Source organism: Pseudomonas sp. WS 5411 (genome assembly GCF_012985595.1).
Classification (GTDB): domain Bacteria; phylum Pseudomonadota; class Gammaproteobacteria; order Pseudomonadales; family Pseudomonadaceae; genus Aquipseudomonas; species Aquipseudomonas shahriarae.
In genome coordinates, this window is the sequence record NZ_JAARMC010000008.1 from 141,227 (window position 1) to 156,790 (window position 15,564).

Consider the following 15,564-nt stretch of genomic DNA (forward strand, 5'->3'; position numbering starts at 1 on the left):
GGAAAAAACCCTGTGCTTCGAAGTTTTCCGGGAGTGTTTCGTAGGAACTTTCGAGGTCAACAGCCCCCGTTCGCCATGGGTAATGCCTGCTTTCATTGCTCGGCGATGCGAGCAAATGCACGCCGGACGCGCTCGTATTGATCAGAGCTCAGGGGGGTCGAAACAGAGCCCATCACGGGAGGCGTGGGTATATCCAATTCAGCCACCAGTTCTTTGATAAACCGCAACTGCTGCGCGCTTCCCTTGATCAACAGGCTGTTGACCTGTGGGTAGGCGATTACCGCTGCGCCAGTGCCGGCCTTGCGCCCAAGCTCGGCAAGCCGACGCTCGACCAGCGTTGCCATGCCGGGCACGGTGATTTTTTGCGGCCCCATGTCGTACTGGTGGTCTGCCACGTCATGATTCAGCACCTGCACGACACCGACTTCCGGCAACGCCTGGCGCCGTGCCGGGCGTTGGCGGTCCATCAGTTGGGCCAGGCGCAATACGTGATCGACATAATTGGCGGGCCCGGACACATAAAACAATCGCGCACCGGCCTTGCGCAGCGGGTAGCGCGCCTCGTCGAGCCCGGCGCGCCGCATGACCACACGCAATCTGTCGACGCTCATGTGCCGCAGAATCACCCCGGAACTCTTGGCCTCGCTGGCGTCGTAGAGATGTAGCATCTGGCCGTCGCTGTACCAGATCAATTCGTGCTGCAACGCCACCGTCTCGAGGACCGCTTGCGCGTCGGCAAAATCAAATTGCCCGGTGATGCGCTTGCCCGCCGCCCGCTTGCTGACCACGATGGGCTGCCCCAAGGGCACCGCAAGCCGGGTGAAGAAGCCCGAAAGGCTTTCATCCAACGCCAGGTAGGTCGCGCCCACGGCTGGCAGGGCAGTGAGCATCAACAGCCCGCCCAGCAGCCAGCGCTGCAAAAAGGCAGCGCAGGTCGCTGCGATAGATTGATCAAGAAGCACGCGGGGTTTCCTGAAGGGTGTTGCCCGAAGGAGCGCCATAGTGAAAGGCCCGCGCAATGCAATCTTGATGAAAACCTGATCAACCACGGCTCGCCCTGCGCCGTGGCATGTGCCTTGCTTTGTCTTGTGTATCGCGGCCCGCACCAACGACGGAACGGGCTCAAGGACAAAGGCGTCGTTACCTGCAGGAGGCTTGCAAGCCGCCCTACGGAGCGACGCCTTTTTTCACACAGAAGGTAGGTGTTGATGAGTGATCAGGTGGGCAACAGCCAGGCCAATAACCCCCTGGCCTGGGTCAACGGCAGCGATGCCCCGGAAAAGAGCAGCCTCGACCTGGGCTTCATGGCCTTGAGCGATTGCGCCTCGCTGGTGGTCGCGGCGACCCAAGGGTTTGCCCAGCCGTACGGGCTGACGCTGAACCTCAAGCGCCAGTCATCCTGGGCCGGCCTGCGCGACAAGCTGGTCAGCGGCGAACTGGACGCCGCCCACAGCCTGTATGGCCTGATCTATGCGGTGCACCTGGGCATCGGCGGCGTGGCGCCAACCGACATGGCGGTGCTGATGGGCCTGAACCAGAACGGCCAGGGCATCAACTTGTCCCAGGGCCTGCAGCACCAGGGCGTGACCAGTCCTGAGGCACTGGCGCGCAAGGTGCACCAAAGCCGGACAAAACTCACCTTCGCCCAGACGTTTCCCACCGGCACCCACGCCATGTGGTTGTATTACTGGCTGGCCAGCCAAGGCATTCATCCGCTGCGCGATGTCGAGAGTGTGGTGGTGCCGCCGCCGCAGATGGTCGCGCACTTGCAGGCCGGGCGGATTGACGGCCTGTGTGTGGGCGAACCCTGGTGCGCCAGCGCGGTGCAGCAGAACCAGGGCTTTACCCTGGCCACCAGCCAGGCGATCTGGCCGGATCACCCGGAAAAAGTCCTGGGCTGCACCCAGGCGTTTGTCGAGCAATACCCCAACACCGCCCGCGTGCTGGTAATGGCGATCCTGGAGGCCAGCCGTTTTATCGACGACAGCCTGGAGAACCGCCGCTCCACCGCGCAACTGCTCAGCGCCAGGGAATATCTGGACGCCCCACTCGACTGCATCGAACCGCGCCTGCTCGGGGCTTATGACGATGGCCTGGGCAACCACTGGCAAGACGTGCACGCGTTGCGCTTCCATGGCGGTGGCGAGGTCAACCTGCCGTACCTGTCTGACGGCATGTGGTTCATGACCCAGTTCCGCCGCTGGGGCCTGCTGCGTGACGACCCTGACTACCTCGCCGTTGCCCGGCAGGTGCAGCAACTGGACCTTTATCGCCAGGCCGCAACGGCAGTGGGTGTGGCAGCCTGGGGCGCAGACATGCGCAGCAGCCAATTGATCGACGGCAAGGTCTGGGATGGCTCGGACCCGGCCGCCTACGCCCGTAGCTTCCGCCTGCATGCCCTGGCCGACGATGTCGTCCGCCACGCCTTGCGCTGATGGGAGGCCAGCCATGTTGCGAATCCTGCTGATCAATGACACCCCGCGTAAAGTCGGGCGCCTTAAAAGTGCACTGACCGAGGCCGGTTTTGAGGTGATCGACGAGTCCGGCCTGACCATCGACCTGCCGGCGCGCGTCGAAACAGTGCGCCCGGATGTGATTCTGATCGATACCGAGTCACCCGGCCGCGATGTGATGGAGCAAGTGGTGCTGGTCAGCCGTGACCAGCCCCGCCCCATCGTGATGTTTACCGACGAACATGACCCCAACGTGATGCGCCAGGCGATCAAGTCCGGGGTCAGTGCCTACATCGTCGAGGGCATCCAGGCCCAGCGCCTGCAGCCGATCCTCGATGTGGCCATGGCACGCTTCGAGAGCGATCAGGCCCTGCGTGCGCAGCTGCAGGCCCGCGACCAGCAACTGGCGGAACGCAAGCGCATCGAGCTGGCCAAGGGTTTGCTGATGAAAATGAAGGACTGCAATGAAGAACAGGCCTACACCTTGATGCGCCGCCAAGCCATGAGCCGCCAGCAGAAGTTGATCCAGGTGGCCGAGCAGATTATTGCCATGAGTGAATTGTTAGGCTGAGACACACAACTACCCTCGCCCACTGTGGAAACGGGCTTGCCCGCGATGGCAGTGTCCCGATTGGCGCAAGACTTGCAAACCAAACATCCCAGGTAACCAACGGCGGTTGCCCCTCCACGACAAAGACGTCGCACATCCGGTTTGCCCAGGCGAACCCGGTGGCGGCGTTTTTTCGTTTGGGTGGGGCGGCCTTCGCTGGCCGTTCCATCACCAGGCCTTCTACAAGATCCCCAATCTGAGGTGCGTGATGAAATCAAGCTTCTGGAAATCCGGGCACACCCCGACCTTGTTTGCCGCGTTCCTGTATTTCGACCTGAGTTTCATGGTCTGGTATCTATTGGGCCCGCTGGCGGTGCAGATCGCCGCCGACCTGCAACTGACCACCCAGCAACGTGGACTGATGGTTGCCACACCGATCCTGGCGGGCGCGATCCTGCGCTTCTTGATGGGCATGCTGGCAGACAAGTTGTCGCCCAAGACCGCCGGCCTGATCGGCCAGGTGATCGTGATTGTGGCGCTGTTCTGTGCCTGGAAACTGGGGATCCACAGTTATGAACAGGCGCTGCTGCTGGGGCTGTTTCTCGGCATGGCCGGGGCCTCGTTTGCCGTGGCCCTGCCGTTGGCCTCCCAGTGGTACCCCGCCGAACACCAGGGCAAGGCCATGGGCATCGCCGGGGCGGGCAATTCCGGCACGGTGTTCGCCGCATTGCTGGCGCCGCTGATCGCCGCCGCCTTTGGTTGGAGCAACGTGTTTGGCTTTGCCCTGATCCCGCTGGTCCTGACCTTGATCGTATTCGCCTGGCTGGCGCGCAATGCCCCTGAGCGACCGAAAGCCAAATCCATGGCCGACTACTTCAAGGCCCTGGGCGACCGCGACAGTTGGTGGTTCATGTTCTTCTACAGCGTGACCTTCGGTGGCTTTATCGGCCTGGCCAGCGCCCTGCCCGGCTACTTCAACGACCAATATGGCTTGAGCCCGGTCACTGCCGGCTACTACACCGCCGCCTGTGTGTTCGGCGGCAGCCTGATGCGGCCCCTGGGCGGTGCCCTGGCCGACCGGTTCGGTGGGATCCGCACCCTGCTGGGTATGTACGGCGTGGCGGTGGTGTGCATCGCGGCAGTGGGCTTCAACCTACCGAGCTCCTACGCTGCACTGGCCCTATTCGTATGCACCATGCTTGGCCTGGGGGCCGGTAACGGTGCGGTCTTCCAGTTGGTGCCCCAGCGCTTTCGCCGGGAGATCGGCGTGATGACCGGGTTGATCGGTATGGCCGGCGGTATCGGCGGTTTCGCCCTGGCGGCGGGTATGGGCGCAATCAAGCAAAGCACCGGCAGCTATCAGTTGGCGTTGTGGCTGTTCGCCAGCCTGGGCGTGCTGGCGTGGTTCGGCCTGTATGGCGTGAAGCGGCGTTGGAGGACCACCTGGGGTTCGGCTGCCGTCACCGCAGCGCGGGTCTGATGAGCCTGCAACTGAGCGTGGCCCAGGCCAGCGCCATTGGGCCGCGCGCGGAAAACCAGGACGCCCTGCGCCTGGTCACCCCGGCCCCGGAGCTGGCCGCGAGCAAGGGCTATCTGTGTGCCATCGCCGATGGTGTCAGCCAATGCGCCGACGGCGGCCTGGCCGCGCGCTCGACCTTGCAGGCCCTGGCCCTGGACTACTACGCCACGCCGCAAACCTGGGGCGTGGCCCAGGCCCTGGACCGCCTGTTGCTCGCGCAAAATCGCTGGCTGCAGGCCAATGGCGGCGGCCAGCCGTTGCTGACCACCCTCAGCGCCCTGGTGTTTCGCGGCCAGCGTTTTACCTTGGCCCATGTCGGTGACTGCCGGGTGTATCGCTGGTTCGCGGGCGAGTTGCAGCGCATCACTGAAGAACATGTCTGGGAGCAACCGGGCATGCAACATGTGCTCAAGCGCGCCCTGGGCCTGGACCAGCATCTGGTGGTGGATTTTCTCGACGGTGAACTGCGCCAGGGCGAGTGCTTCCTGCTGCTCAGCGATGGGGTATGGGCGACCCTGGCCGATCACAGCATCCGCGCGATCCTGCGCGAACAGGCCGATCTGGATCTGGCCGTGAACACCCTGGTCAATGCGGCGCACCTGGCGGGTAGCCAGGACAATGCCAGCGCCCTGCTGGTGCGCATCGACCAGCTTGGCGCCGCGACCCTGGGTGATGCGCTGGTGCAGTTGCAGCAGTGGCCGCTGCCGCCGCCGTTGAAGGCCGGGCAAGCCTTTGAAGGCTGGCAGGTGGAGTGCGTGCTGGCGCACAGTCGGCAGTCGTTGCTGTATCGGGTACGTGATACCCAGCAGCAAGCCTGGCTGCTGAAAACCCTGGCCCCGGGTCGCGACGATGACAACGATGCGGCCCAGGCCCTGCTCGCGGAAGAATGGTTTTTGCGCCGGGTGGCGGGACGGGCATTTCCTGAAGTCCATCCGGGCGGCGGGCGTCAGCATTTGTACTATGTGATGCGTGAATACAGCGGGCAGACCCTGGCCGAACTGTTCCAGCAGCAAGGCCCCTTGCCGCTGGCGCAATGGCAGTCCATCGCCGAGCGCTTGCTGCGGGCGGTGGGCATGCTGCATCGCCGGCAAATCCTGCACCGTGACATCAAGCCGGAAAACCTGCTGTTGGGGGAAGACGGCGAACTGCGGGTGCTGGATTTTGGCCTGGCCTATTGCCCCGGCTTATCCGAAGACCGCGCTCACCTGTTGCCGGGCACCCCCAGCTTTATCGCCCCCGAAGCCTTCAGCGGCGAACGTCCGACACCGCAGCAGGATTTGTACAGCGTCGGCGTGAGCCTGTATTACCTGCTGACCGGGCATTATCCCTACGGTGAAATCGAAGCGTTCCAGCGGCCGCGCTTCAACACGCCTGTCAGTGCCAGCCGTTATCGACCCGACCTGCCCGACTGGTTGCAACAGAGCCTGGAGCGCTCGGTGGCGGCACAAGCGGCCCAACGTTACGAAACCGCCGAGGAATGGTTGCTGGTGCTGGAACAGGCCGACCGCCGCGAACTGAGCCTGCGCCCGCGGCCACTGCTGGAGCGCGAGCCGCTGAAGGTCTGGCAAACCCTGGCGTTGGTGTCGTTGCTGATCAATCTGCTGTTGCTGTATCTGTTATCCCTATAGGAGGCAGGTGCGCCAGTTGTGGGCGTTCCGCCTTCAAATGGTGCGTAAAGGCCTTGGAGCATCCACTAAAACCCCAGTAAACCCGGCGTTGCGCGACTTGGCACAACCACTGCATTAGCTTCTGCAACACCCCCACATACAGCCCACCCTTCAACGACGAAGGTGGGGCTTTCCCGAGAGAACGGGACCAGGACAAAGGCGTCCTCGCTAGGCAACTAGCGGGACGCCTTTTTTGTTTGCGCGTGATTTGTCGAGCCACTGCGGAGAACGACATGAAGAAACTCAAACTGGTGATGATCGGCAACGGCATGGCCGGGGTTCGCACCCTTGAAGAACTGCTGAAGCTGAGCACCGAACTGTATGACATCACGGTCTTTGGTGCCGAGCCCCATACCAACTACAACCGCATCCTGCTGTCACCGGTGCTGGCCGGTGAGCAGACGTTCGAAGAGATCGTGCTCAACGACCTGGACTGGTACCTGCAAAACAACATCAAGCTGCTGCTCAACCGCAAGGTGGTGCAGATCGACCGGGTCAAGCGCAAAGTCATCGCCGAAGACGGCACGGAAGCCGAATACGATCGCCTGCTGATCGCCACCGGCTCGACCCCGTTTATCCTGCCGATCCCCGGCAATACCTTGCAGGGTGTAATAGGCTACCGCGATATCGCCGACACCCAGGCCATGATCGACACCGCCCGCACCCACAAGCACGCGGTGGTCATCGGTGGCGGTTTGCTGGGCCTGGAAGCGGCCAATGGCCTGATGTTGCGCGGCATGCACGTGACCGTGGTGCATATCGGCGAATGGCTGCTGGAACGCCAGTTGGACAAGACCAGCGGCCAGTTGCTGCAAACCGAACTGGAAAGCCGGGGCCTGGTGTTTCGCCTGTGCGAGCAGACCCAGGCCCTGCATGACGCCGGCAATGGTCGCGTGGGCTCGGTGCAGTTCAAAAATGGCGAGGTGATTCCGGCTGACCTGGTGGTGATGGCTGCCGGTATCCGCCCCAACACCGAGCTGGCGGAACAGTCCGGCATCCCGTGCAACCGTGGGATTCTGGTCAACGACACGATGCAAACCTACGACCCGCGCATCTATGCGATCGGCGAGTGCGCCAGCCATCGGGGGATTGCCTACGGCCTGGTGGCGCCGCTGTTCGAGCAGGCCAAGGTGTGTGCCAACCACCTGGCGCAGTTGGGCTTCGCCACTTACAAAGGCTCGGTGACCTCGACCAAGCTGAAAGTCACCGGCATCGACCTGTTTTCTGCTGGCGACTTCATGGGCGGCGAAGGCACCGAGACCATCACCCTTTCCGACCCTATCGGTGGCGTCTATAAGAAGCTGGTGATCAAGGACGACATACTGGTCGGCGCCTGCCTGTACGGCGATACTGCCGACGGCGGTTGGTATTTCCGGCAGATCCGTGAGAACCATGGCATCGGTGAGATCCGCGATCACCTGATGTTCGGCGAAAACGCCCTGGGCGATGTAGGCCACCAAGGCCAGGACAAAGCCATGAGCATGGCCGACAACGCCGAAGTCTGCGGCTGCAACGGGGTGTGCAAGGGCACCATCGTCAAGGCGATCCAGGAACAGGGCCTGTTCAGTGTCGACGAGGTGAAAAAACACACCAAGGCCGCCAGCTCCTGCGGCTCCTGTGCCGGGCTGGTGGAGCAGATCCTGATCAACACCGTGGGCGGCGCCGCCGACGTCAAACCCAAAAGCGAAAAAGCCATCTGCGGCTGCAGCGACCTCAATCACGGGCAAATCCGCCAGGCCATTCGCGACCAGCACTTGCTGACCATCGCCGACACCATGAGCTACCTGAACTGGCGTACGCCCAACGGTTGCGCCACCTGCCGCCCGGCACTCAACTACTACCTGATTTCCACCTGGCCGGGCGAAGCCAAGGACGACCCGCAATCGCGCCTGATCAACGAACGGGCCCACGCCAATATTCAGAAAGACGGCACCTACTCGGTAGTCCCACGGATGTGGGGCGGTGTGACCAATCCTTCCGAGCTGCGCCGGATTGCCGATGTGGCCGACAAGTACAACGTGCCGATGGTCAAGGTCACCGGCGGCCAGCGCATCGACTTGCTGGGCATCAGGAAACAGGACCTGCCCGGGGTGTGGAAAGACCTCGATATGCCGTCCGGGCATGCCTACGGCAAATCCATCCGCACCGTGAAGACCTGTGTTGGCAGCGAGTTCTGCCGGTTTGGCACGCAGAACTCCACGCAACTGGGCATTGAGCTGGAACATGACCTGTTCAATATGTGGTCGCCCCACAAGGTCAAGCTGGCGGTGTCCGGGTGCCCGCGCAATTGCTCGGAAGCCGGAATCAAGGATGTGGGCATTATCGGCGTCGACTCGGGCTGGGAGATGTATATCGGTGGCAATGGCGGGATCAAGACTGAGGTCGCGGAGTTTTTCGTCAAGCTCAAGACCGCCGAAGAAGTACGTGAGTACAACGGCGCTTTCCTACAGCTGTACCGCGAAGAAGCCTTCTACCTGGAGCGCACCGTGCACTACCTGCAACGGGTGGGCATGGACCACATCAAGAAGGCCGTGCTGGAAGACCCGGCGCGGCGCCAGGCCCTCAATGAGCGCCTGCAATTCTCCCTGTCGTTTGAACAAGACCCGTGGAAAGAGCGCCTGGAGCAGCCGCTGCTGAAGAAGGAATTCGACACCATCGCCGTCAAACAGCTGGAGGTAGTGCTATGAACTGGCTGGATATCTGCGCCCTCGAAGAAATCAACTCTCTGGGCTCGCGCATTGTCAGTGGCCCGAAAGGGGAAATCGCGATTTTTCGCACCAGTGACGATGAAGTGTTCGCCCTCGATGACCGCTGCCCGCACAAGGGCGGGCCGCTGTCCCAGGGGCTGATCTATGGCAAACGCGTGGCCTGCCCGCTGCACAACTGGCAGATCGACCTGGCGTCCGGCGAAGCCCAGGCCCCGGATATCGGCTGCGCCCACCATCACCACGCCCGGGTGGAAAACGGCCGGGTGATGCTGGCCCTGCGGGACGCCGGTTGATGTACCGCCAGGTCACGGCATCGACCTGCTGCTACTGCGGGGTCGGCTGCGGCGTGCTGATCGAGCACGATGGCACGCAGATCTTCGGAGTCAGCGGCGATCCGGCACACCCGGCCAACTTCGGCAAGTTGTGCAGCAAGGGTTCCAGCCTGCACCTGACCGGCGATCTGACGGCGCGGGTGTTGTACCCGCAGCTGCGCCTGGGCAAAGAGCTGGCCCGCGGCCGCACCGACTGGGACACGGCCCTGGAACACGCGGCCAATGTATTCGCCGACACCATCGCCGAGCATGGCCCCGACAGCGTGGCGTTCTATATCTCCGGGCAACTGTTGACCGAGGACTACTACAGTTTCAACAAACTCGCGCGGGCCCTGGTGGGCACCAACAATATCGACAGCAATTCCCGGCTGTGCATGTCTTCGGCAGTGGTCGGCTACAAGCGCAGCCTGGGCGCCGATGCGCCGCCGTGCAGCTATGAGGACCTGGAGGCCAGCGATTGCGTGATGATCGTCGGCAGTAACATGGCCTACGCCCACCCCGTACTGTTTCGCCGGCTGGAAGAGGCCAAGGCACGCCGACCCGAGATGAAAGTGCTGGTCATCGACCCCCGGCGCACCGACACCTGCGACTTGGCGGATATGCACCTGGCAATCCTGCCCGGTACTGATGTGGCGTTGTTCCATGGGATTTTGCATCTGTTGCTGTGGGAAGACTGGATCGACCGCGACTTTATCCAGGCCCATACCGAGGGTCTGGTCGAGTTGAAGCGGCTGGTCCACGACTACACGCCACAGATGGTCACGCAATTGTGTGGGATCAGTGTCGAACAACTGCGCCAGTGCGCACAGTGGGTGGGCACCTCGCCCAGCTTCCTGTCGCTGTGGTGCATGGGGTTGAACCAGTCCACCGCCGGCAGCGCAAAAAACAGTGCGCTGATCAACCTGCACCTGGCCACCGGCACCATTGGCCGCCCGGGTTGCGGGCCCTTTTCCCTGACCGGCCAGCCTAACGCCATGGGCGGCCGGGAGACCGGCAGCCTGTCGAACCTGCTGCCAGGCCATCGCGACGCCGGCAACGCTGAGCATCGCGCCGAAGTGGCCGCCTACTGGGGGGTTGAACAACTGCCCTGCAGCACCGGCTTGACCGCCATTGAACTGTTCGAGCAGGTACAGGCCGGCAAGATCAAAGCGTTGTGGATCGCTTGCACCAACCCCGCGCAATCGTTGCCAGACCAGAACAACGTGCGCCAGGCTCTGGCCGCGTGCCCGTTCGTGGTGTTGCAGGAGGCCTTCCGCACCACAGAAACCGCCGCCTTTGCCGACCTGTTGTTGCCCGCCGCCAGTTGGGGCGAGAAAGAAGGCACCGTGACCAACTCCGAACGGCGCGTTTCCCACGTGCGCCAGGCCATCGCCCCACCGGGTGAAGCGCGACCAGACTGGGCGATTACCGTGGATTTCGCACAGCGCCTGGAGCGCCGCTTGCGTCCTCAAAAAACCGGTCTGTTTGCCTTTGAAACGCCCGCGCAGGTGTTTGATGAATACAAACAGCTGACCCGTGGTCAGGACCTGGACCTGTCGGGACTCAGCCACGCCCTGCTCGACCGCATCGGCCCGCAGCAATGGCCGTTTCCCGCAAAGGCCCAGGCCGGCACGCCACGGCTGTACACCGATGGCGTCTTCCCGACCGCCAGTGGTCGTGCGCAGTTTGTCGCTGATCCTTATCGCGCCGCCAAAGAGCAGCGGGACGCGCGTTTTCCACTGACCCTGATCACCGGCCGCCTGCGTGACCAATGGCATGGCATGAGCCGTACTGGCACGGCGGCGCAACTCTTTGGCCATGTCAGCGAAGCATCGCTCAGCCTGCACCCGGACGAATTGCGCCGGCACCGTTTCAAGGAAGGCGACCTGGTCAACCTCAAAAGCCGTCGCGGCAACGTGATTGTGGCGGTGACCAGTGATGACAGCGTGCGACCCGGCCAGGCGTTCCTGCCGATGCATTGGGGCGATCGCTTCCTTAAGGGTGGCGTCAATACGCTGACCCAGCCGGCGTTCGACCCACTGTCGAAACAGCCGGAACTCAAACACAGCGGCGTACGCCTGGAAGCCGTGCAATTGCCCTGGCACTTGTTCGCGCTGATCGAGGGCGATGTGCAGCAACACTTCGAAGCCTTGCGCCCCCTTTGTGAGCGTTTTGCCTATGTCAGCCTGAGCCTGACCGGGCGTGAGCGGCCGGCCCTGCTGGTGCGGGCTGCCCATACCGAAGCACCGGATCTGCAACTGCTCAACAGCATCGACCGATTGCTGGGCCTCAATGACGGCCCGGTCATGGCCTATGACGACCCGCGCCGCTCCATCGGTAAACGGGTAAAGATCGAGAAAGGCCGGATTACCGCGATCCGCCTGGCCGGCGAAACCCTCGCCCGCCACTGGCTGCAAAGCCTGTGGCTGGAAGGCCGCGCCGACGAACAGTTACGCCGCTGGCTGCTGGCACCGCTAAGCGCGCCGCCCGGTGGTGGAACGACCAGCAACAGAATTCTCTGCAACTGCAAAAACGTCAGTGAAAGCGCGATATGCGCCGGCATCGGCCGCGGCCTGAACCTGGACGGGCTGAAACAAGCATTGGGCTGCGGCACGCAATGTGGCTCCTGCGTCCCCGAAATCAAACGGCTATTGGCAAGCACCTCGCAGCCAATCGCTATCAGTGTGTGAGGGCAATACCTATGAATGCAAAAGTCTGGCTGGTGGGCGCAGGCCCGGGTGATCCGGAGTTGTTGACCCTCAAGGCAGTACGGGCCCTGCACGAGGCCGATGTGGTGCTGATTGATGATCTGGTCAACCCGGCGGTACTTGAGCATTGCCCCGGTACGCGGGTGATTACCGTCGGCAAGCGCGGGGGGTGCCGTTCCACACCCCAGGATTTCATTCATCGCTTGATGCTGCGTTATGCGCGCCAGGGTAAATGCGTGGTGCGCCTGAAGGGCGGCGATCCGTGCATTTTCGGACGCGGCGGCGAAGAGGCCAGTTGGCTGAAGGAGCGAGGGGTCAGCGTGGAGTTGGTCAATGGCATCACGGCCGGGCTGGCGGGTGCAACAAACTGCGACATACCGCTGACACTGCGGGGAATCAGTCGTGGCGTGACGCTTGTCACTGCCCATACCCAGGACGACAGCAGCCTTAATTGGCGGGCACTGGCCGAGGGTGGCACGACACTGGTGGTCTACATGGGTGTGGCGAAGCTTGCAGAGATTGCCCAGCAGTTACTGGAAGGAGGCATGGCCGCAGATATGCCGGTGGCCATGATCGAGAACGCCTCGATGCCCCAGCAGCGCGAATGCCGCAGTTCCCTGGCGCGCATGCAGGAGGATGCCCAGGGGTTTGCCTTGAAGAGCCCAGCCATCCTGGTGATCGGCGCGGTAGCAGCCACAGCCGTGGAAGCCGCCTTGCTGGCAAGCGCCTGAGGCAAATGGCAGGCGAAAAAAAGCCCGGCCTAAGCCGGGCTTTTTTCTAGCACCCAGTAATTACTGAGCTTGAGCTTCAACCGACGCTTCTACACGACGGTTAACAGCGCGACCAGCTTCAGTTGCGTTGTCAGCAACTGGGCGGGATTCGCCGTAACCAACCGAAGTGATACGGCTAGGAGCTACGCCATCTTTAACCAGGACTTGCTTAACAGCGTCAGCACGACGCTGGGACAGCTTCTGGTTGTAGGCGTCTGGACCGACGGAGTCAGTGTGACCAGCAACTTCTACGTTGGTAGCTGGGTACTGAGCCATGAAGTCGGCCAGGTTTTTCACGTCGCCGTAGCTGTTAGGCTTAACAACGGCCTTGTCGAAGTCGAACTTCACGTCCAGCTCAACACGAACAACCTGAGCAACCGGAGCTTCTGGCTCTGGAACTGGCTCTGGAGCTGGTGCTGGGGTAGGAGCTGGAGCAGCTGCGCCAGCGTTACCGCCGAAGTTTACGCCCAGGCCGACCAGTGCGGAGTAGTCCCACTTGCCGTTGTCCAGACCGTAGTCAGCTTCAACACCGGCACGAGCGTACAGGTTGTTGGTGAAGTAGTACTTAACGCCGGTACCAACGGTAGCGAAAGTAGTCTGATCGCGACCGGTGTGGCCGTCAGCACGTACGTTGCCACGGCTCTGGTGACCGAAACCACCTTCTACGTATGGACGCAGGGAGTCGACGCCAGCTTGACCGAAGTGGTACTGAGCAACGAGGCTGCCGGTATCACCTTTGATCTTCTGGTTGCCAGTACCGTCAGTCGAACGGGTGTGGTTGGTCTTGTCGTAGGACAAGTTCAAGGACAGGTCGTCGGTCAGGAAGTAACCGATGCGAGCGCCAGGATTGAAGCCGTCTTCGATGTGCTTGACGCTATCGTTGTACTGCTTCTTGTAGAACAGCTCGCCTTCAACTGCGCCTTGGCCTTGTGCCAGAACGCCGAAAGAAGTAGCGGCAATAAGAGAACCAATGGCCAAGCCCAAGGTGTTTTTCAGTTTCATCCGTTAAATCCCCATCTGGTGATTGTAAAGCAGTCCCACATACCGGGGGACAACTCGGCGACAAGTCTAACAGAACTTGCCTACACGTAAGAGATATTTGCACCGAACTAAGTTTCAGTACTGTCCGCAAATTTCTCACGTAATTTATCAAGAGCACGTTTGTAACGCATTTTTGTAGCACTCAAACCCATATGCATAATGTCAGCAATTTCCTGAAATTCCAGTTCTGCGACAAATCGTAGCACCAGAATTTCCCGGTCAATTGGGTTCACATGCACCAACCAGCGATCAAGCCCGCCCTTCTCCTCGGGTGCCGGCGTCTTTTCTTCAGACGCCTCCTCAAGGGGGTCAAGGCTCAACGCGTCCATCAAGCGACGCTTCCGCCGTTCCTTACGATACTGCGTGATGCACTCGTTGTACGTGATGCTGTAGAGCCAGGTTTTGAACTTCGATTTACCCTCGAAGTTCTTCAGGCCATACAACACCTTGAGCATCACTTCCTGACAGACATCATCCGCATCACGATCGTTCCCTAAATACCTTGAACAAACGTTGAACAGAGTGCGTTGATACCTGCGCATCAATTCTTCGTACGCGCGTGTTACGTGAAACAGCTCCGTGTGTGCGCGCGCGACCAACTCCTCATCAGAGAGCTCACGGGGGTCATAGCGCGTGGACAGCGTTTGGGCTTTATTCAAAACAAGTCGTGCCGACAGTCAGGTCAATGTCCGCCACAGCCTGGATACCCAGGTTTGCGGCGGCGTACATTAGCAGGGTTACCGGGTTAGCGGCTATTGACCTGCTGTTCCAGCAGAACCCGATTGGACAGCGACACTAGTTCGCCATCATCGGTCAGCACCGTGGTTTTCACCGTACCGATCTCTTCAATCTGCCCTTCGACCTCGCCAACACGCACGTGTTGCCCCACCTGATACAACTCACGCACATAAATTCCCGCAAGAATCTGCCCGGCAATTCCCCGGCTTCCCAACCCCATGGCCAGCGCAACGGCCAGACCAACGGTAATCAAAACGATCACAATCACATGGTTAAGCAGGTCAGTCTTGACCTCCAGCTGGCTGATCGCCACCGAAATACTGATGATGATCACCAGGCCCTGGGCAATTCGCCCCAGGCCGCCGGCATAGTCCAGGCCTACACCCTCGGCAGCGCCGCGCACCAGCCCATTGGCCAGTTGCGCCAGCAACACACCCACCAGCAACACCAGCGCGCCGCCGAATACTTTCGGCAAATACAGCGCAAGCATGTCGAGCGTAGCTGAAACTCGCTCAAGTCCAAGTGATTGCGCCGCAGAAACCAGAAAAATCAGCAAAACAAACCAATAGACGATCTTGCCGATCAGCGTCGAGATCGGCACTTGCAGCCCGGCGCGCCCCAGCAGCTTGGTCAACCCGGTGCCGGCCATCAGGCGATCGAGGCCCAGCTTGGCGAGTAATTTGGAGAGCAGGGTGTCGAGCAGCTTGGCCACGACAAAACCCAGCAATACCAGCACCAGCGCACCAAACAGGTTGGGAATGAAATTCGCCACCTTGGTCCACAACGCAGTCATTGCAGTGACCAGACTCTGTGTCCAGAGATCAAGTTCCATATTCAATCAGCCTTATCAGCAGTGCGAGCAATAGGTTTACGACGAGAAACAGGTGATACATGGGCCGAACCATTGTTCAGCGCCATCATCAGTGCCGGCACCCAGCGGCCGAGCAGACCAAACAGGTCGCCCGCGCCTACCTGGCGATTGGCGGTTTTCAGTACGCGGCCCAGGCAAGCATCGTCGTCACGGTTGGACGGCGAAGCGTTAAGCATGTCACGCAAAGACTGTTCAAACGGATCGTGCATAGGGACCTCTCGCAAGTGA

At 61.3% G+C, this 15,564-nt stretch carries 13 protein-coding genes; 8 read left to right on the top strand and 5 right to left on the bottom strand.

Translation table 11 applies throughout. The features are described 5' to 3' along the window. Positions 1-92 precede the first annotated feature (92 nt). Positions 93-962, bottom strand: a complete 870-nt coding sequence (locus HBR93_RS27150; RefSeq protein WP_346266850.1) for a secretin N-terminal domain-containing protein — start codon at positions 960-962, stop codon at positions 93-95. A 246-nt stretch (positions 963-1,208) separates the two neighbouring features. Between HBR93_RS27150 and HBR93_RS14255 the strand changes: the two genes are divergently transcribed. The 8 genes from HBR93_RS14255 to cobA all read left to right on the top strand — a co-directional run bounded on the left by HBR93_RS14255 (position 1,209) and on the right by cobA (position 12,647). Beyond that, the gene (locus tag HBR93_RS14255; protein ID WP_120733854.1) at positions 1,209-2,435 is read left to right on the top strand and encodes a CmpA/NrtA family ABC transporter substrate-binding protein; all 1,227 of its coding nucleotides are present in this window, start codon (positions 1,209-1,211) and stop codon (positions 2,433-2,435) included. A gap of 13 nt (positions 2,436-2,448) precedes the next feature. Further along, positions 2,449-3,024: an ANTAR domain-containing protein gene (locus HBR93_RS14260; protein WP_057439520.1), complete on the top strand. Its 576-nt coding sequence runs from the start codon at positions 2,449-2,451 to the stop codon at positions 3,022-3,024. A 247-nt stretch (positions 3,025-3,271) separates the two neighbouring features. After that, positions 3,272-4,483, top strand: coding sequence for a nitrate/nitrite transporter (locus tag HBR93_RS14265; protein WP_057960340.1), 1,212 nt, complete (start codon positions 3,272-3,274; stop codon positions 4,481-4,483). Then, entirely contained in the window at positions 4,483-6,150 is a 1,668-nt protein-coding gene (locus HBR93_RS14270) for a bifunctional protein-serine/threonine kinase/phosphatase (RefSeq protein WP_169960531.1), read from the top strand. The genes HBR93_RS14265 and HBR93_RS14270 overlap by 1 nt, the downstream gene beginning before the upstream one ends. A 272-nt stretch (positions 6,151-6,422) precedes the next feature. Then, complete coding sequence (gene nirB / locus HBR93_RS14275; RefSeq protein WP_169960532.1) at positions 6,423-8,876, top strand: nitrite reductase large subunit NirB; 2,454 nt, start codon at positions 6,423-6,425, stop codon at positions 8,874-8,876. After that, a complete protein-coding gene (gene nirD / locus HBR93_RS14280; protein WP_057439522.1) occupies positions 8,873-9,190 on the top strand; it encodes a nitrite reductase small subunit NirD in 318 nt (105 codons plus the stop codon). Before nirB ends, nirD begins: the two co-directional genes overlap by 4 nt. Further along, complete coding sequence (locus HBR93_RS14285; RefSeq protein ID WP_169960533.1) at positions 9,190-11,898, top strand: nitrate reductase; 2,709 nt, start codon at positions 9,190-9,192, stop codon at positions 11,896-11,898. The genes nirD and HBR93_RS14285 overlap by 1 nt, the downstream gene beginning before the upstream one ends. Positions 11,899-11,909: 11 nt before the next feature. Further along, positions 11,910-12,647, top strand: coding sequence for a uroporphyrinogen-III C-methyltransferase (cobA, locus tag HBR93_RS14290; protein WP_057960343.1), 738 nt, complete (start codon positions 11,910-11,912; stop codon positions 12,645-12,647). 60 nt (positions 12,648-12,707) lie between these two features. On the opposite strand, the gene HBR93_RS14295 is transcribed toward cobA, so the two are convergent. From HBR93_RS14295 to HBR93_RS14310, 4 genes are all read right to left on the bottom strand, one after another. Beyond that, positions 12,708-13,688, bottom strand: coding sequence for an OmpA family protein (locus tag HBR93_RS14295; RefSeq protein ID WP_057444927.1), 981 nt, complete (start codon positions 13,686-13,688; stop codon positions 12,708-12,710). Positions 13,689-13,795: 107 nt separating this feature from the next. After that, positions 13,796-14,386: an RNA polymerase sigma factor SigX gene (gene sigX / locus HBR93_RS14300; RefSeq protein ID WP_057439524.1), complete on the bottom strand. Its 591-nt coding sequence runs from the start codon at positions 14,384-14,386 to the stop codon at positions 13,796-13,798. An 86-nt stretch (positions 14,387-14,472) separates the two neighbouring features. Continuing rightward, complete coding sequence (locus HBR93_RS14305; protein ID WP_057439525.1) at positions 14,473-15,297, bottom strand: mechanosensitive ion channel domain-containing protein; 825 nt, start codon at positions 15,295-15,297, stop codon at positions 14,473-14,475. Positions 15,298-15,299: 2 nt separating this feature from the next. Further along, on the bottom strand, positions 15,300-15,545 hold the full coding sequence (locus HBR93_RS14310; RefSeq protein ID WP_038442312.1) for a hypothetical protein: 246 nt from the start codon (positions 15,543-15,545) through the stop codon (positions 15,300-15,302). Positions 15,546-15,564: the final 19 nt, after the last annotated feature.

Excerpts from the sequence above, each read along its gene's own strand:
- HBR93_RS14255 (WP_120733854.1), top strand. The coding sequence starts at position 1,209 with ATGAGTGATCAGGTGGGCAACAGCCAGGCCAATAACCCCCTGGCCTGG.
- HBR93_RS14260 (WP_057439520.1), top strand. The coding sequence starts at position 2,449 with ATGTTGCGAATCCTGCTGATCAATGACACCCCGCGTAAAGTCGGGCGC.
- HBR93_RS14265 (WP_057960340.1), top strand. The coding sequence starts at position 3,272 with ATGAAATCAAGCTTCTGGAAATCCGGGCACACCCCGACCTTGTTTGCC.
- HBR93_RS14270 (WP_169960531.1), top strand. The coding sequence starts at position 4,483 with ATGAGCCTGCAACTGAGCGTGGCCCAGGCCAGCGCCATTGGGCCGCGC.
- nirB (WP_169960532.1), top strand. The coding sequence starts at position 6,423 with ATGAAGAAACTCAAACTGGTGATGATCGGCAACGGCATGGCCGGGGTT.
- nirD (WP_057439522.1), top strand. The coding sequence starts at position 8,873 with ATGAACTGGCTGGATATCTGCGCCCTCGAAGAAATCAACTCTCTGGGC.
- HBR93_RS14285 (WP_169960533.1), top strand. The coding sequence starts at position 9,190 with ATGTACCGCCAGGTCACGGCATCGACCTGCTGCTACTGCGGGGTCGGC.
- cobA (WP_057960343.1), top strand. The coding sequence starts at position 11,910 with ATGAATGCAAAAGTCTGGCTGGTGGGCGCAGGCCCGGGTGATCCGGAG.
- HBR93_RS14295 (WP_057444927.1), bottom strand. The coding sequence starts at position 13,688 with ATGAAACTGAAAAACACCTTGGGCTTGGCCATTGGTTCTCTTATTGCC.
- HBR93_RS14305 (WP_057439525.1), bottom strand. The coding sequence starts at position 15,297 with ATGGAACTTGATCTCTGGACACAGAGTCTGGTCACTGCAATGACTGCG.
- HBR93_RS14310 (WP_038442312.1), bottom strand. The coding sequence starts at position 15,545 with ATGCACGATCCGTTTGAACAGTCTTTGCGTGACATGCTTAACGCTTCG.